Source organism: Gordonia heveisoli, assembly GCF_030315745.1.
Lineage (GTDB): Bacteria > Actinomycetota > Actinomycetes > Mycobacteriales > Mycobacteriaceae > Gordonia.
On the sequence record NZ_JASXSH010000017.1, the window covers coordinates 1 to 16196 of the forward strand.

At 66.9% G+C, this 16196-nt stretch carries 15 protein-coding genes; 6 read left to right on the top strand and 9 right to left on the bottom strand.

The window, feature by feature from the left end; translation table 11 throughout:
* Positions 1 to 164 precede the first annotated feature (164 nt).
* On the top strand, positions 165 to 1007 hold the full coding sequence (locus tag QSJ18_RS14865; RefSeq protein WP_286327336.1) for an enoyl-CoA hydratase-related protein: 843 nt from the start codon (positions 165 to 167) through the stop codon (positions 1005 to 1007).
* Positions 1008 to 1025: 18 nt separating this feature from the next.
* On the opposite strand, the gene QSJ18_RS14870 is transcribed toward QSJ18_RS14865, so the two are convergent.
* Positions 1026 to 2087 (bottom strand): SGNH/GDSL hydrolase family protein, encoded by a 1062-nt coding sequence (locus tag QSJ18_RS14870; protein ID WP_286327337.1) that lies wholly within the window; start codon positions 2085 to 2087, stop codon positions 1026 to 1028.
* Between the two features lie 92 nt (positions 2088 to 2179).
* Here QSJ18_RS14870 and QSJ18_RS14875 point away from each other — a divergent pair, with 92 nt between their 5' ends.
* On the top strand, positions 2180 to 2563 hold the full coding sequence (locus tag QSJ18_RS14875) for a hypothetical protein (protein ID WP_286327338.1): 384 nt from the start codon (positions 2180 to 2182) through the stop codon (positions 2561 to 2563).
* A gap of 5 nt (positions 2564 to 2568) precedes the next feature.
* Here the strand turns inward: QSJ18_RS14875 and QSJ18_RS14880 are convergent, their stop codons facing one another.
* Positions 2569 to 4023: an acyltransferase family protein gene (locus QSJ18_RS14880; protein ID WP_286327339.1), complete on the bottom strand. Its 1455-nt coding sequence runs from the start codon at positions 4021 to 4023 to the stop codon at positions 2569 to 2571.
* A gap of 502 nt (positions 4024 to 4525) precedes the next feature.
* Here QSJ18_RS14880 and QSJ18_RS14885 point away from each other — a divergent pair.
* Positions 4526 to 5023 carry an HNH endonuclease gene (locus QSJ18_RS14885; RefSeq protein ID WP_286327340.1) on the top strand — a complete coding sequence of 166 codons (498 nt, stop codon included), beginning with the start codon at positions 4526 to 4528 and terminating at the stop codon, positions 5021 to 5023.
* Between the two features lie 13 nt (positions 5024 to 5036).
* Here the strand turns inward: QSJ18_RS14885 and QSJ18_RS14890 are convergent, their stop codons facing one another.
* From QSJ18_RS14890 to QSJ18_RS14910, 5 genes are all read right to left on the bottom strand, one after another.
* Positions 5037 to 5720, bottom strand: coding sequence for a DUF305 domain-containing protein (locus QSJ18_RS14890; protein WP_286327341.1), 684 nt, complete (start codon positions 5718 to 5720; stop codon positions 5037 to 5039).
* On the bottom strand, positions 5717 to 7291 hold the full coding sequence (locus QSJ18_RS14895) for an LVIVD repeat-containing protein (RefSeq protein WP_286327423.1): 1575 nt from the start codon (positions 7289 to 7291) through the stop codon (positions 5717 to 5719). Before QSJ18_RS14895 ends, QSJ18_RS14890 begins: the two co-directional genes overlap by 4 nt.
* 136 nt (positions 7292 to 7427) lie before the next feature.
* The gene (locus QSJ18_RS14900) at positions 7428 to 7943 is read right to left on the bottom strand and encodes an SRPBCC family protein (protein WP_286327342.1); all 516 of its coding nucleotides are present in this window, start codon (positions 7941 to 7943) and stop codon (positions 7428 to 7430) included.
* A gap of 37 nt (positions 7944 to 7980) precedes the next feature.
* Positions 7981 to 9273 (bottom strand): MFS transporter, encoded by a 1293-nt coding sequence (locus QSJ18_RS14905; protein ID WP_286327343.1) that lies wholly within the window; start codon positions 9271 to 9273, stop codon positions 7981 to 7983.
* Between the two features lie 76 nt (positions 9274 to 9349).
* Entirely contained in the window at positions 9350 to 9949 is a 600-nt protein-coding gene (locus tag QSJ18_RS14910; protein ID WP_286327344.1) for a TIGR03086 family metal-binding protein, read from the bottom strand.
* Positions 9950 to 10042: 93 nt separating this feature from the next.
* Here QSJ18_RS14910 and QSJ18_RS14915 point away from each other — a divergent pair, with 93 nt between their 5' ends.
* The 3 genes from QSJ18_RS14915 (at position 10043) to QSJ18_RS14925 (ending at position 13957) form a co-directional block, all read left to right on the top strand.
* Positions 10043 to 10990, top strand: coding sequence for a helix-turn-helix transcriptional regulator (locus QSJ18_RS14915; RefSeq protein WP_286327345.1), 948 nt, complete (start codon positions 10043 to 10045; stop codon positions 10988 to 10990).
* Between the two features lie 168 nt (positions 10991 to 11158).
* On the top strand, positions 11159 to 12760 hold the full coding sequence (locus QSJ18_RS14920; RefSeq protein ID WP_286327346.1) for an HNH endonuclease signature motif containing protein: 1602 nt from the start codon (positions 11159 to 11161) through the stop codon (positions 12758 to 12760).
* Positions 12761 to 12979: 219 nt separating this feature from the next.
* The gene (locus QSJ18_RS14925; RefSeq protein WP_462476090.1) at positions 12980 to 13957 is read left to right on the top strand and encodes an alpha/beta hydrolase; all 978 of its coding nucleotides are present in this window, start codon (positions 12980 to 12982) and stop codon (positions 13955 to 13957) included.
* 8 nt (positions 13958 to 13965) lie between these two features.
* On the opposite strand, the gene QSJ18_RS14930 is transcribed toward QSJ18_RS14925, so the two are convergent.
* Together QSJ18_RS14930 and kstR are read right to left on the bottom strand one after the other, a co-directional pair.
* Complete coding sequence (locus QSJ18_RS14930; protein ID WP_286327347.1) at positions 13966 to 15411, bottom strand: phosphatase PAP2 family protein; 1446 nt, start codon at positions 15409 to 15411, stop codon at positions 13966 to 13968.
* An 83-nt stretch (positions 15412 to 15494) separates the two neighbouring features.
* On the bottom strand, positions 15495 to 16160 hold the full coding sequence (gene kstR, locus QSJ18_RS14935; RefSeq protein WP_286327348.1) for a cholesterol catabolism transcriptional regulator KstR: 666 nt from the start codon (positions 16158 to 16160) through the stop codon (positions 15495 to 15497).
* Positions 16161 to 16196 lie beyond the last annotated feature (36 nt).

Here is a 16196-nt window from a genome sequence, read left to right on the forward strand (position 1 = left end):
CCCCGCCCCCCCCCCCCCCCCCCCCCCCCCCCCCCCCCCCCCCCCCCCCCCCCCCCCCCGCCCGCCCCCCCCCCCCCCCCCCCCCCCCCCCCCCGACTGCGTTCGTGGGTATCAATAATCACCAAGTGCAGAGCGAACGCTCGGTAGTCCGATAGGTTGGGTGAGTGACCGCAACCGATGCCACCCCCGAATCCACGATCTCCGTCGAACGTGACGGCGAGATCGCGATCTTCCGACTCAACCGGCCCGACCGTCTCAACGCGTTCACCACCGACATGGGCAATGCGCTGATCGCGGCTTTCGATCGGACCGACGCCGACGACACGGTGCGCGCGGTGGTCGTCACCGGCACCGGCCGCGCCTTCTGTGCGGGCGCCGACCTCGGTGGTGGTGCAGACACCTTCGACTACACCGATTTCGCGCCCACCGAGGTGCCTGCCGACGAGGGGGGCAGGCTCACCCTCCGGATCTTCCGCTCGCTCAAGCCGGTCGTCTTCGCCGTCAACGGCCCGGCCGCCGGCGTCGGCGTCACCATGACCCTGCCCGGTGACGCCCGAATCGCTTCGGAGGACGCCAAGTTCGGTTTCGTCTTCACCAAACGCGGACTGGTGCCGGAAGCGGCGTCGAGTTGGTTCCTGTCGCGACTGGTCAGCCTGCCCACGGCGCTCCGCTGGACGATGGGTGCCCGGATGGTGCCGGTCGCCGAGGCCTTGGAACAGGGCCTCGTGCAGCGCGTGGTTCCCAAGGACGAGGTGTTGCCTGCCGCCATCGAGGCGGCGCGGGAACTGATCACCGACACCTCGCCGGTGTCCGTGGCGCTGACTCGACAGTTGTTGTGGCGCATGGCGGGTGCACCCAGCCCGGAGGTGGCGCACGCGGCGGACTCCAAGGCGATCTACTACCGCGGGCAGGGCTCCGACGTCTACGAGGGTGTCACCGCGTTCCTGGAGAAGCGGCCACCCGCCTTCGGCCAGACGGTCTCGCAGGATCTGCCGGACATCTTCTGATGCCGTCGGTCGCGACGGTCAGCGGCCGGGTCCAGGGCCGATCGTCGTAGGGGTCGGGGGAGTCTGGGCCGGGGGAGTCTGGGTCGGGGGAGTCGGGGTCAACTGGGTTGCGGGCAGGGGAACCGTGCTCAACGCGAGCGCCTTCGCCGTGATCGCGGGTTGCCGCAGCAGTCGCAGCACGGCGTCGGCGAGCGCCGTCTTGCCGGCGAGATTCGGGTGATACGACGCCGAGCCGCGCCCGAACCCGCTGATCCACGGCGCGGCCGAGCACACACCGTGCATCCGGCCGAGTCGTGACGCCGGGATCAGATTCGCCCCACCGTTCGTCGCGGCACGTGCCGTCGCCGCGGCCAGCCCGTCGAAGACGCGTCGCGCGGCGGCGGCCTCCGCGGACGTCAGCGCCAGTCCGGGACAACTACGGTCGTGCGGACCGAGAACGGGCAGATAGTCGACGACGACCACCAGGGCTCGGGGCGCGCGCATGCGCACCGCGTCGATGATCGCGACGATCGATCGCTCGACGGCCGTATATCCGGCGGCGGTCGGTTCGGGCCGCACCGTGCGGCCCCGCGCACAGGCCGCTGCGGTGGCCGGCGCCAGTGATCCCGGCGTCGCATTCAGGCAGCCGAGTGCGAGCAGCCGACCGATGTAACCGATGTCGTTGCCGCCGGTGGTGATCGTGACGAGCCGGGTGTCGGGGGTGACGGCATCGATCTGCCGGTGTGCGGCCAGCGGCCGCTGCGGAATCCGCAGGATGTGGGCGGTGCGCGAACCCGAACAGGTGACATCGGCCAGGCGCATGCCGAGCGCGTGCGCCACCTGGTGGGGGTAGTTGTCCCGGGCGCGCTGGCACGGGTTCGGCGGGGTCGTCAGCTCCGGCCCGGCGGCATAGGAACTACCCAATGCAACATACTGCTGCCCGGCGAAGATCAGCGGCGCCAGGTCGGCGGCCGAAACCACCTGTCGCACCGGCGGACTCGACTGCGGGATCACCGACGACGAGGTGATGACGACGCCGAGTACGGCGGCCAGCACGGCCATGACGATGGCATACGTCGATCGCCCCCGCGGAGATGTCATCCCGCAAGTTTCACACATCCGGGGTGGGTTGCGCCGATCGCGTACCCCGACGGATGGGTGGTGTGGCGCACGTCGGCCATAGACTGACTTTCGTGACCCGATCGTCCGACGCCGAGCAGCCACGCGCCGCTGCGTCGATCGCCGACATCGTGGCGTCGGCGCTGCTGTGGGTGGTGCAGGCGATCGTCGGGGTGCTGTCCGTTCCGGCTGCCGCGATCACCGTGATGGGGACGTCGAACTGCAGCACCTTCGAGGGTGACGGCTATGCGTCATGTGGTGGGGACGGCTGGATCCGGGCAGCGGTGTGGACCGGCGGCATCAGTGCGACGATCCTACTCATCGCGTGCTCCTATGTCATCGTCCGCCGCCTGCGCGCCGGCCATCGCGCCAGCCCGATGGCGGCGCTGTTCTGTGTGGCGCAGCTCGTGATGATTCCGATCGTCATGGTGATCGGGGCTCAGTCCGGCCCGGTGTGAGTAGCTCAGGCGGCCGCGGCGGCTTGTTTGCGCAACACGACGGCGGCCGAGACGATCAGCAGGAGTGCGGTCGCGATGACGACGTTTCCGAGCAGCGACTGATCCAGGAGGCGTAGAGCCACACCGACAACCAGCGCGCCGACACCGACCAGCAGTGATCGTGTCCCGTTCTGCGCCCGCCAGTCCAGGGTGCCCCGGCCGGTGGTGATGAGGCTGATCGGGCTGCGTCGCAGTACTTCGACGATGAACACGGTCAGCACCACTGTCATCGCGAAGGACAGCAGCATGCGTGGCCACGGCGCGATGTTCAGGTGGGCGTCGATGGTCGGCAGCAGTGCGCTGAGCGCGAGTGCATGCGCCAGGTAGATGCCGAAGGATCGGTCGGCGGCGGTGCGCATGAAATTGTCGGCGACCGACCCGGGGCGCCTGCGGTCCTGCCACAGCGTTCCGAGGCAGTACAAGATCGCGATGATCGCGATGTAGGCGAAGGCGTTGTGGACGAGGAAGACATTGGAGGCGCGCTCGATGTCGATGCCGAGGTCGACTTCGTGCACGAAGTAGACAACCGTCGCGACTACGACGACCAGCGACGACGCGATCACCGGCCACCGGAACCGCGACATGAACGACTGGAAGGCGGGGAAGTGCATCGCGGCCACGCAGCCGACCAGGATGTAGAGGATGTAGGGGAGGATCGTCACCTCGATGTGATTGACGACGACGCGCAGCGGACTGTCGATGAGGTGCCACCGCCACGGGCCGGTGATGGCGTGCAGCAGCAGGAAATGGAATGCGGCCGCGGCCGCGAGCAGGTAGCGGTGGTAACCCCAGGTTCGGCGCAGCACCCACAGGATCAGCGGGAACACCGCATAGATCTGCATACTCACCGACAGGAAATACAGGTGGTACATCGCGTGACCGAGGACGAGGTCGTAGCCGATGCTCTTGATCGCCTCGGTGATGGTCGCGGCCGAATCGGCGATCGCGCGAAGATCGGCCCATCCGCCGCCGAGGTAGCGGTTGTAGAACCAATAGAAGAACGTCCAGGTCACGAACGGCAGGCCGATGAGTTTGTAGCGGCGACGCCAGAACGTCGTCGCCTTCAGCTCGCGATCGCGGTACTGGTAGGTCAGCACGAAGCCGGTCAGGGCGAAGAATGAGTCGCGCGTGTAGCGCAGCAGCATGCCCAGCGCGCCGGTCGACATCGTCACCAAGGCCGGGACGACCAGAATGATGTGGTCGAGGATGACCGACGCGAAGGTAACCAGCCGGACGAAGTCGATCTGGTAGAGGTGCTTATCCGGTTTCGGCGTCTGCTTGACCGCGTCGGTGCTCGTCGCGGTGGACACGCGCCCGGGGTTCGTCGACTTGTCGGTATTCGCCGCTACGGTGGATTGTGCGGGGTCGTCGTCGGGAGCCGTCGCAACTTGTTCGGTGACGATGACCGGCCTCCGCTCCACTCATAACCTGGGAAATGTTCATCCCCCGGACAGCTCGCGGGAAGGTTACCCCGTCAAGCTGTGAGCGTCTTCTCAGGTCCCCGGCCGCAACGGCGGCCGGGCGGATCGACAGGTCGGAGGACGGTGACGATTCCCGGGGACCTGTCGAAATTGTCTGCCGAAATTCACTTGTCCCTGACCTGGGCGTTTCGTTAGCGTCATCGCCCGGACCGAGGATCGTCCTGGTTCCGACCTCACACAACAAGACGTCACACAACAAGGCGTCACACAACAACTAGACATCAACCACAGCAAGTACCGAGCACGACACACAGAGAGAGGAGGTGAGGCGCCCGTGTCCACCTGCGAACACCGAGATCTCGACGAACACGTCTATCTGGGCGACCGGTCGTCACAACAGACGAATCGCGCCCACCACGCCGACCTCCTCGGAACGGTCATCGACGACTGATCCGGCGAGGGGCGGCGCACCAGGAGTTCGCCACCTTCTCGAGGAGTAGTCATGACCATTTTCGTCACCAACGCCGGATTGCAGATACTTGCGCGTGTCACCTGGCGCCGCGCCGCCGTCCTGCTGACCACCGAGGTCGCCCGCAACGTCGAGGGAACTCCGCTGGTGCGGGTGGTGCGTTCGCCCACTCTCACGCTGCCGATCCACCAGGTGGTGGCGATCAAACGCAACGCCTACCGGCCCTACGCAGGCAAATCGATGGATTCCTACGCGTCGTCGCCGACGATCCTGCGACGTGACCAGTGGATCTGCGGCTACTGCGAGGGGCCGGCCGACACGGTCGACCACATCATGCCGCGGTCGCGTGGCGGACCCAGCAGCTACGGCAATCAGATCGCCGCCTGCCGGTCGTGCAATGGATTCAAGGCCGACCGCACCCCACGGGAGGCCGGGATGGCGCTGCGGCACGCACCGTTCGTCTATGACCCATGGGCCGCGGACCAGAAAGAAGTGTGGGAACTGTTCACCCTGCGGCCGGCGACTGCCTGAGCCCCTTCGACGCTCAGGTCGGCAGCGGGTCGGAGTTGCGGGCCTTGAGCAGCAGGGTCATCTGACCGATCTCGTTGCCTTGATCGCCGATCATCGTCAGTGCGAGCTGTTTGGTCGCGGTGCCCGCCTGGTCGCTGTTGTAGGCGGCCTGGGCCATGCTCAGACCGCCACGATGGTGCCGGATCATCAGCTGCAGGAAACAGACCTCGGCGTCCCGGCCGGTCGACGAACTCAATCGACCCAGATCGTCGATGCTGGCCATCCCGGGCATCGGCGGTGCGTCCGGATCGGTGACGGCCTGCTGGGGCGCGCCATGCTGGTGCCTGCCCGCAGGCGCGGCGTCGGCCATCCATGCCATCGGGGTGGTCGGGGTCAGCGGCTCGTCGTACAACTGCAGCCATCCGCGCATCGTCGCCGTCTCGGCGGTCTGGGTGAGGACCAGCCGGTCGGCGAAGACCCGAATCTCCTCCGAGACACCCGGCAGTCCGGAAACGGTGCGGGCCATCAGCAGTGCCTGATCGTGGTGGGTCGACATGTCCTGGGCGAAACCGATGTCGACGTTGCTCAGGCCAGGCGGGTGGTCGGCCTGGTGGCTCTGCCAGGCCGCGCCGGCCACCGCGCCGATCGCGAGGACCAGCACCGCGACGACGGCGACGCCGGCCCCGCGGAGCAGATTGGGTATCGAGGTGTCGCTCATCCGATCGTGGTGTCCTGATTCGCCGGTGGTGTGTACACCCGCCGACTCAGGTTCAGGGCGTAGAAGCCGCCGTCGGAGCAGGTCGTCCAGATCTGGTTGCCGTGCCAGGTCGGCGGTGAGAAACACCAGTCGGTGGCCATGTCACCGCCGACGACCATCCCGACACGCGGTCCGATCATCTGCGGCAACGACACCTTGCCGTTGAGGATGGCCATACCCAGACTCAGGAATTCGACAGCCGGTACTCCGGAGAGCGAGCCGAGCACATGCGGTGAGTTGGGCAGCTGGGCGACGGTCGCGCCCTTCTGGGCCGGCGGGTTGTAGTAGCCGATCTCGCGGATCTTGCGCACATTCTTGATGTCGAAGACCCGGATGCCCGAGGATTCCCACGAACAGGCCAGGGCGGTGGGGTCGTCAGGGCGATCGACGGTGCAGTAGTGCGGATTGCTGTTGAACACGCTGCCGCCCATCCCTGACCGGAAGTTGGTGTCGAGGTTCTTGGGCAGATTGATCTCCAGCTTGATCTGGGCGACGTAGTCGGGCTTGTTCACCTTCGTCACGTCGAAGATCTTCACGCCGCCGGATCCGAGTTCGTCCACGGTCACGATGTGCGGCCGACCGCGGTAGGTCACCGGGATGGTGTGCTGGTTGACCTGACCGTCGGGCCAGAGGTACGCGGCCACATGCGGTACCTGCGGGTAGGGGGCACGGCGTTGCACCGCACTGATGTCGAGGACGGTGACCCCGGCCGCGTTGGAGATGTACATGCGGTTGCCGTCCGGGGTGATGCCGAAGCCGTGTCCGACGAACGCCTGCAGACCCTGCCAGATGACGCGCGGGACGGCGGGGTTGGCGATGTCGATCGCCGACAGATGCCCCGGCCAGATCCCCGACGCCCAGTAGGTGCGCCCGTCGGGGGAGAAGCCGCCCTCGTGGGAGGTGAACGGCAGCGGGGTCCGGGTGCCGACGACTTTGTTGAGCAGACGCGGATGCGCGCAGTCGGAGATGTCGTAGACGGCGAAGAAGCCGCCGCCCCACAGCAGTGGGACGGATGTCGCGGCGAGAAGTTTGCGCTTCTTGTTGACCTTCAGGGTCTCCCAGGTACCGCCGCGCATCGCGGTGTCCTTGAGCGAGCCGACGATCCGCGGGGCGCGGGGATTCGACGAGTCGACGACCTGCACGCCCGGCTGCGACATGAAATTGTCGCCGGGGAAGAGGCTGCCGGTGTAGCTGCAGTGATCGAAGGTCGCCGACACGATGCCGCCGCCGGAACCACGGACATTGCCGACCTTGGTCATATTGCAGCGGTAGCCGGCGCGGCTGCGGCCGGAGTTGCGATCCTCGGCGCTCACATCTCCCTGCAGACCGCGTTCGGGAAGCGAGCCGGGACCGCAGTCGGCACGCGGGACTGCCGTCTCGGAGATGTTCGGGAAGAAGTGGTTGCCTGCGTCTGCCGGGGCGCTGGAGAAGCTGAGGGTGGTCGCGGTGAGCGCGACGCCGACGACGAAGACGCCGAGGGTGCGCAGTGGCCGACGTTTCCGGCGGCTGTGATTCGGCGACACCCCTGGCATCAGCCTGACAAATTCCCCCATGAAACCCCACCCCCACGATCAGTCGGATATGACTGGGATCACAGCCTAGGCTTCGCCTCCGACAGCCGGGGCGGGTTCGCCGAAAGTGCGCTCGCCGACAGAGCGACGCAGCTGGTCAGCCGACGTGCGGCGTATCGACCGCCAGCCGCTGCTTCACCAGATCGAGGTTGGCCTGCATACTGGCCCGCCAGTCGCCCATGCGACGAGCGATGATCTGCGCCTCCCGGTCGGGTCGGGTGGCGATGATCTCGGCCAGCGGCGACGATCCGGGCCCCAGCCGCGCCCACTGGCGGACGACGACCCCGCGCGGGGTCGGGTCGATCTCGAATGCCCAGGTGGCCCACGGGCCGGTCGTCGCGCTGCCCGCGGTCCAGACGAATCGGCGTTCCGGCTCGACCTCGACGATCTCGCACTCCACCGTCCAGGTGCCGCGCAGTTCGGACGAGTTGGTGCCGAGGAATCGTGCGCCGACCGCGATCTGCTGCGCCGGTCCCACCCATTCGACACCGACGAGCTCACCGTCGGTGTGGGTGGGCAGCGCGATGTCGGTGACGATCTCCCACACGCTGCGCGGCTCGACGTCGCCGAGCTTCTCCGACACCTCGACGGTGGGTGCGTCGCGATAGCGCATCAGGACTCCTCGGATCGTGCGGGACAGATCGGTGTCTTCACGGTAGACGACCTGGTCGGACCTGCCGCCGGCGATAGGCGAGGTAGGCGAGGGTCGCCGCGAGGAAGCAGGCGCCCGTCCCCACGCCGAGGGCGATGCGGGCGCCGGCATGTTCGCTGATCGCGCCGATGAGTGGCCCGCCGATCGGCGTCGAACCCATGAACGCCACCGACCACAGGGCCATCACCCGTCCGCGCATGTGCGCGGCTGCCGACAACTGCAGGGTCGCATTGCCCATCGCGGTGAACGAGACCGACAACCAGCCGACGAAGAACATGGCGACGATCGCCATCCACAGTTCGGGGGCGAGCGCGGTGACGGCGATCGTCACGCCGAAGCCGGCCGCCGCCAAGGTCAGTGGGCGCAGACCGGTTGATCCGCGAGCGGCGACGATGAGTCCGCCGAACACGGCGCCGATCCCCATCGACGACGTCATGAACCCGAAAGCCTCCGGTCCGCTGTCGAAGACATCGCGGGCCAGGACCGGCAGTGACACCGCGAACTCGTAGGCGAGTGTGCCGACCACGGCCATCATGACCAACGGAACCCACAGGTCGGGGGTGCCGCGCACATATCGGAGACCTTCGCGCAGCTGCCCTTTGGCTCGGGCTACCGGTTCCTCGTGCACAAGTTCGGAAGTGCGCAGCATGCTCAGCGAGACGACTACCGCGACGAAGCTGGCAGCGTTGAAGGCGAAACACCATCCGGCGCCGACGAGTGCCAGCAGGATGCCGCCGACCGCAGGGCCGATGGCCCGTGCGGCGTTGACCATCACCGAGTTCAGGGTGACGGCGTTGCGGATCAGGTCCGGACCGACGATCTGGTGGATGAACGCCTGCCGGGCGGGGATCTCGAAGGCGTTGTTGAGGCCGAGGAGCAACGCAAGCGTGGCGACCTGCCAGACCTGCACCCATCCGCCGATGGTGAGGATCGCCAGGACCGCCGCGAGTACCCCCATCACCGACTGCAACATCATCATCAGTCGCCGTCGGTCGACGCGGTCGGCGATCACCCCCGCATAAGGGCCGAACAGAAGGACGGGCAACGCCTGCAGGGCGACGATGAGACCGAGGAGCGACGGCGAATCGCTCAGGGTCAGCACCAGCCAGGCCTGCGCGGTGGCCTGCATCCAGGTGCCGATCAGCGACAGCGCCTGCCCGCCGTAGTAGATGCGGTAGTTGCGGTTACCCAGCGATTCGAAGACGGGGTGCCGCGACCGGCTTCGGCTTGCCGACGATCCGAGGGTGTTGACGGGCGGTTCACCCATCTCCGGTGTCTGATCGGCGGTCATCGTCCTTCATCGTATGCCCGCTGACATCCAGACCCTTCCGGCCGCGAACCGTCGCGACCGGAAGGGTTGCGCCGAGTCAGGCGGATGTGGTGACCCAGGTCCGGGATTCGCGGCCGGTCCAGTTGGCGAGTCGTTCGGTCGGTCCGGCCTCGGCGCGCGGAGTGACGACGGCGCCGAAGGGCACCACCTCGTCGGCGCGGATGGCGGCTGGGATGAACCGTTCGGCGAACACCTGGGCGGGCGCGACGAGTGCCGGGTCGGCTTCGGGGTTCTGCCCGGTCGCGACCGCGAGATCCCAGCCGTGGACGAGGGTTTCCTGGACGTAGCCCCAGAGTGCGCCGGCTCCCGGCGCCTCACCCCACGGAACGATGACCGGGGTGGTGAGCAGAGCATCGTCGGCCCACAGTTCCACCGCGCGGGTGGCGGCGTCGGCGTAATCCTGGGCGCCGAAGACGTCGGGGTCGGTGGTGACGGCGAGGATGTCACCACCTTCGGCGATCGTCGCCGCGCGGCGCGCGGTCATCACCAGATGCGCGCTCAGCGCGCGGACGTCGTACTCGGTGCAGGGGGTCGGATCGTCGAGCTGGTCGGGGGTGACCGCCCGCATCAGTGTGGTCAGCCAGGCGGTCGCGGCGGCATATGCGGGACGAGGGTCGTTGAGGGTGGTCTCGGTCATGAGGTGCCTTTCGCCGATGTTTGTTGGTGGTAAGAATCAGTGAAGTTCAAATACCTGACATCTTCTGTCATGTTTTTCCGGCACAATCGGGACATGCGCGCCGAACGCCTGCTCGCGGTGCTGATGCTGCTCAAAACGCATGGTCGGATGACGGCTGCGCAACTCGCGACCGAACTAGACGTCTCCGAGCGGACCGTGCTGCGTGACATCGACGCTCTGTCGCTGTCGGGGGTACCGGTCTACGCCGAACGCGGGCGGCATGGCGGATTCGCGTTGCTGCCCGGATATCGGACCGATCTGTCCGGGCTCACGCTCGATGAGGCGCGGTCGCTGGTGGCCGGTACCGGCCGCATCGATTCGCCCGCATTGACCAGCGCCATGCGCAAGGTCGCGGCGTCATTGCCGGAGCAGTTCCGGGAGTCGGCGGTGCGGGCGGCCCAGCGGATCCTGGTACGCCCGGAGGGTTTTGTCAGCGAGCCGCCTCGAATGGATGCGCTGGCCCCGGTGCAGCAGGCCGTCTTCGACGGGCGGCGCATCCGCATGCACTATCGAAGTCGTCAGGCCGAGTCGGCGCGTGAACGGATCGTGGATCCGGTGGGGCTGATCGTCGCGCGCGATGTCTGGTATCTCGTCGCCGACAGCGATGGCGGTGAGCGCATCTACCGGGTGTCGCGGATGTCGGACGTCGAGATCCTCGACGAACCCGCACGCCGGAGCCCAGACGTGGACTTGGAGGCGATCTGGCAGCGTCGGCGGGAGTCGTTCCGGTCGAACTTCGAACCCGTTGAAGTTGTCATCGAATGTGCCGCCAAGGATTCCACGCGAATCCCGGCTCCGCCCACCGTTCTCGACGACGCCGAACTCGCTCGGGGGGACCGGGTCCGGCTGCGGCTGGATTTCGGCGACCGCCGATTCGCCGTCCGCGCCCTGTGGCTGCTCGCACTCGAATTCCCTTATGTCGTGGTCGAACCCGACTGGGTGCGGGATGAAATCGCCAACGCGGCACGCAGGCAGGCCGACTCGAAGTCGGCCGAGGGCTGAGGAACGCAGCGACGAGCCGCGGAGACCGAGCCGACGTGACGCCTGTCAACAACGATGAACGCCTTGGACTTTGGCGTTTGTCCACAGGGTCTGGTCATGGCCCCGTTCTTGTCGGATGTGCGGGCTAGTGTTAGCACATACGTTCGATCAGATCGTGGGGTGGGTGTGGTGTCGGAAGTCGAATCAGTCGAGTCGGGTGCCGTTGAGTCGGGTGCTGTTGAGTCGGGTGTGGTGCGGTGGGCGTGTGTGGCGCCGGCGGTGACCAAGGCGGTGATGGTGTCGGCCGCCTCGGCGGCGGCGGGTGTGGCGGGTTTGTCGGTGTGTGCGCAGGCCGAGGCGTTTGTGCAGTGGATGTCGTATCGGCTGATTGGTGAGTTGCATGATGCGGTGTTGGCCGACGAGATGGGTGTCGGGGTCGACGTCGATGTGGATACGCGTTTGTTGGACACCACCATTCAGGTCGCGGCACGTATCGCGGTCAGTCGTCATATCACCCAGTGCGCGGCGGAACGGTTGTTGGCGGCCGGGTTGGCGATGCGTGATCGTCTCCCCGTGGTGGGGGCGTGTTTGCGGGATGGTTTGATCGGCGGCTATCAGTTCGCGGCGATCGTGACTCGCACCGATCTGGTTGATGGTGAGCATATGTCGGTGGTGGATGCGGGGATCGCCGACCGGCTACGTCGCGCACGTGGGGGGTGGTCGGTGGCGGGGTTGCGGACGATGGTGGATCGGATTGTGTTCCGCCATGATCCGGACGCGGTCCGCCGCAAACGTGACGCCGCCCTGGCCGATCGGGGTACGTGGATCACCGCGGTTGAGGGTGGGATGGCACATGTGGGGGTGTCGATGTCGGCGGAGAATGCCCGCATCTCCCATGACGCTGTCGTGCGGTTGGCGGCCACCGCCTGCCGGTTCGACCGTCGGCGTAAGCCGGCCCGGGAGTCGGATGCGATGTTCGCCCTGCTCTCCGGTGAACCATTCGTCTGTGAGTGTGATCGCGCCGACTGTGATGCCCAGATTCCTGAGCCGGTGCACTATCGGGGTGTTCATGCGCGGGTGATGGTGCATGTGGTGGCCGATGCGGGCACCGTCGCCGGCGAGGCGAACCGTCCTGGTTTTGTGGACGGGGTGGGCGTCATCTCGGGGGAACACGTCGCTGAGATCGTGGCCCGCGACGACACGGTGCTGCGCCCGTTGGGTGGAGATGACGCCGACCATCCGCTTCCGCCGCATCTGCGCTCGGATCCGTATCGGCCGTCGACGGCGTTGGACACGTTCCTCAAGATTCGGGACGGTTTTTGCACGGTGCCCGGCTGCACGCGGTCGGCGTGGAAGGCTGATGGTGATCACGTCACCGAATACGACCATGATGATCCGGCTGCGGGTGGGCGGACCAGCCCGGAAGGCATGAATGTCAAGTGCCGGTTTCATCATCTGCTCAAGACGTTCGGTGATTGGGTTGATGATCAGTATCTGGATGCGGACGGGCATACCCGGATCGAGGTGATCACCCCGGAAGGTGTGGTGGTGGATGGTCCGGCGGAAAACAATCTGGACCTGTTCCCCGGGCTCCAGCGGGTGCGGTTCGTGGCGGCCCAGCCACCATCATCGCCGAGGGTTCTGGGTGGCGGTGAGGTACCGCGACGACGTCGACCGCGCACGGCGGACAAACATGCCCGGCGGCGGGCGTTGCGACGCCGTAACCGGGCCGAACGCGAATCCGCCCGCACCGAACCCGGCCGCACCGAATCCGGCGAACCACCGTCCTGACATGGCCGGAACGGGTGGTGGCAACGTGCCGGTCGCCGGCTCGACCGTAGCTGCAGCGCCGCCGGGCAGTCGATTGGGCCACGACCCGATCACAACTGGCTAACGGCGGATTCCTCGGGTTGGGGATCGGGACCCCCGCTCGATACGCTGTTACAGCTGTTACCAATGTGACGTAAGGGGTATGTGGTGCATAAACGATGGCCTACTCGGGCGGTATCCGTGCTTGGCGTCGTCGGTGTTCTGCTCGGCCTCTCCGCGGGTGTCGCATCGGCCGAGCCGGAAGCCGACCCGAACGTCGCACGCATCGACACCGTCGTGCACGACGGTCCGCAGCAGGCCACCGTCATCGTCTACTCCGCGGCGATGCACAAGCTGATCCCGGTCAATGTGCTGCGTCCCAAGGATGCAGGCAAACCGGCGCCGACGCTGTACCTGCTCAACGGTGCGGGCGGCGGCGAGGACTCGGCTACCTGGGCCGCGAAGACCAGCTATGTCGAGTTCTTCAAGGATAAGCACGTCAACGTGGTGACCCCGATCGGCGGCGCCTTCTCCTATTACACGGACTGGCAGCGCGACGATCCGGTGCTCGGCCGCAACAAGTGGACCACCTTCCTCACCAAGGAACTGCCGCCGTTGATCGACAAGGAGTTCGAGACCACCAAGGTCAACTCGATCGCGGGTATCTCGATGGCGGGCACCTCGGTGCTCAATCTGGCCATCGCCGCACCGAAGCTGTACCGGTCGGTTGCCGCTTACAGCGGATGCGCCCGGACCAGCGATCCGCTCGGTCAGGCCTACATCCGGATGGTCGTCGCCGACCGTGGGCAGGGCAATCTGAACAACATGTGGGGGCCGCCCGGTGCGCGCGGCTGGCGCGACAACGATCCCTACATCAACGCGGCCAAGCTGCGTGGCACCAAGGTGTACATGACCAGCGGCACCGGCTTGCCCGGTCCCTACGACCGACTCGATTCGCCGCTCGTCAACGGTGACCTGTTCACCTTGGGCAATCAGATGATCCTCGGCGGACTCATCGAGGCGGCCGTCAACCAGTGCACGCAGCAGATGTCGGCGCGGCTGCATCAACTGCGTATCCCGAACAAGGTGCTGACGCGTCCCAACGGCACGCACTCCTGGGCGTACTGGGAGCACGACCTGCACGCCACCTGGCCGCTGCTCGCAGCCGATCTCCGCTGAGTCGCGATTCAGCGTTCGGAGGACAGGTTGAGATCGTCCTCCGGCTCGGATGAACCCCGCGCCGGGGTCTGCTCAGGGGTTGGGGCAGGTCCCGGTGCGGGATTCGTCGTTTCGGCATCGATGCCGCCGGTCGCGAGCTCGGATCGGTGGCCGGCGAAGAACTCCCGGTAGAACATCGCGATCAGCAATCCGAGGGCAGCGAGCAGCACCGGCCCGAAGACCCACGGATGGCCGGCGAACTGCAGTGGCATGTATCGGTAGCTCAGCAACAGCGCGGCGAACAGCGCCGATCCGTAGCCGACCAGCTGGATTCGCCACGAGCCCCAGCCACGCCGCGGATCGCGCAGCGCCGAGTCGATGGTCAGCGACAGCGTCGCACCCGCGATGAGGTCGACGCCGTAGTGATACCCGAAGCCGAGCGTTGCGAGGAGGGTCGCCACCAGCCAGAAGGTGCCCGCGTAGCGCAGCGGTCGCGGTGAGCGGCGGGTGTGGATGAAGATCAGCGTCGCCCACGCGGTGTGCAGACTGGGCATGCAGTTACGGGCCGTCGCGGAGTCGAAGTCGAGCCAGTCGGGTGTGGCCGGGATGAGCGGTAGTTGGCCGGGCCAGATGTCGGCGATCTGGTATCCGTGGCTGGCGTCGCCATAGGCGAAGATCGGCCCGACAACCGGGAACAGGAAATAGATCAGCGGACCGAGCATGCCGACGACGAGGAACGACCGGATGATGTGGTGGCTCGGCCAGATCGACGATCCGCGGGCTACATGCCGCAGCTGCCACAGCGCGACCGCGATCGCGCCCAGCGGCAATCCGATGTAGACCGCGTGCAGGATGGCAGACGGAACGGGCCCGAGGGCATCGAGCACCTGGCCGACGCGCCAGGACGGCTGGCCGAGCGCCTCGTCGGCGACCATCACGTATTCGTCGAGGACCCGCGGCCGCGCGCGGGTGGACACGATCAGCCACGAATCGGCGATCTTCGTCGCGAATCCGAGGAGTAATCCGACGCCGAGTGGCTTGAGCGCACGGGCCCGGGCGTCGCCCGACAGTCCGAACAGACTCCAGGCGAGCAGGCCGATCATGACGTACAGCGGGCCGTCGCCGAGGGCGAACTCGTCGTGGCGCAACCATCGCCCGAGGACGAAGCCCGCCTGGATGACGACCATCGCGCCGACCGAGATCCAGCGCACCCGCGGGGTGAACCCGATCAGGGCGATGGCCAGCGCGGCGAAGTAGGTTTCCGCCGAACCGGGCAGGCCGGAGAAGTCCTTGGCGATCCGTTCGATCGGTCCGCGCACGTCGTAGCTCGACGCGATGAACTGCAGGCCGATGGTGACGCCTGCGACGAAGAGGAGTGCGGTGATCAGCCAGATCGGGATCGACAGGGAACCGAGACGGACGTGACCACGCGCCACCCGCGCGAGTTTGGTGGCGCGGGGATCACGGATGAGCACGAAATCAAAGGCTAACGGTCGTTCGCTTTTTCGTAAACGCGCGGTGTCGGCCAGTCGAACAGAATTCGTCTCCGGTGGGTGGGTCAGTCGGTGCGGCCCTTGAGGAGGAGGCGGACCGTCAGCTCCAGACGGTTGGTCACGTCGGTGGCCGACGCGCGTCGGGTCAGCCACTGCACGAGGTTCGACATCCACACGTCCGACAGCACGCGGGCGATGGCCAGATCCTCGTCGCTGGGGTCGCCCGTGCCGACGATCGCGCCGGCGAGTAGCCGGTCGATGATCCCGGCGACCTGATCGACCTCCGCGGTCGCCGAGGCGTCGGCGAACATGAAGGCGCGGGTCATCGCCTCGGTCAGCAGCGGGTCGCGCTGCATCGAGAAGGTGATCATGTCCAGCACGTGCCGCAGTCGCTCGATGGGGCCGTCGCCACGCAGCTGCGAGCGATCGACCTTCGACTCAACCCGCTCGAACTCCCTGGCCAGGGCGGTGACGAGCAGGTGGACCTTCGACGGGAAGTAGCGGTAGAGCGTGCCGACGGCGACGTCGGCCTTGTCGGCGACGGTGCGCATCTGCACCGCGTCGTACCCGCCCTTGGAAGCCAGCGCGAGGGTGGCGTCGAGAATGCGGCGACGACGCTCGCGCTGCGCGGCGGAACCGGCCTCGGTGCCCGATGCCGGGGATGCGGAGGGTGCGGACGCCGCCGGATCGGGTGCGTCGATTGCGGCATTGCCTGATGTGGAACGGGCCATGTGCTCTCGGACATCCTCACGTATCGAAGTCGGGTG

What these genes read in the sequence shown, in the direction of transcription:
- QSJ18_RS14895 (WP_286327423.1), bottom strand. Translation starts at nt 7,291, where the DNA reads ATGCCAGGGGTGTCGCCGAATCACAGCCGCCGGAAACGTCGGCCACTG.
- QSJ18_RS14905 (WP_286327343.1), bottom strand. Translation starts at nt 9,273, where the DNA reads ATGACCGCCGATCAGACACCGGAGATGGGTGAACCGCCCGTCAACACC.
- QSJ18_RS14910 (WP_286327344.1), bottom strand. Translation starts at nt 9,949, where the DNA reads ATGACCGAGACCACCCTCAACGACCCTCGTCCCGCATATGCCGCCGCG.
- QSJ18_RS14885 (WP_286327340.1), top strand. Translation starts at nt 4,526, where the DNA reads ATGACCATTTTCGTCACCAACGCCGGATTGCAGATACTTGCGCGTGTC.
- QSJ18_RS14890 (WP_286327341.1), bottom strand. Translation starts at nt 5,720, where the DNA reads ATGAGCGACACCTCGATACCCAATCTGCTCCGCGGGGCCGGCGTCGCC.
- QSJ18_RS14915 (WP_286327345.1), top strand. Translation starts at nt 10,043, where the DNA reads ATGCGCGCCGAACGCCTGCTCGCGGTGCTGATGCTGCTCAAAACGCAT.
- QSJ18_RS14870 (WP_286327337.1), bottom strand. Translation starts at nt 2,087, where the DNA reads ATGACATCTCCGCGGGGGCGATCGACGTATGCCATCGTCATGGCCGTG.
- kstR (WP_286327348.1), bottom strand. Translation starts at nt 16,160, where the DNA reads ATGGCCCGTTCCACATCAGGCAATGCCGCAATCGACGCACCCGATCCG.
- QSJ18_RS14900 (WP_286327342.1), bottom strand. Translation starts at nt 7,943, where the DNA reads ATGCGCTATCGCGACGCACCCACCGTCGAGGTGTCGGAGAAGCTCGGC.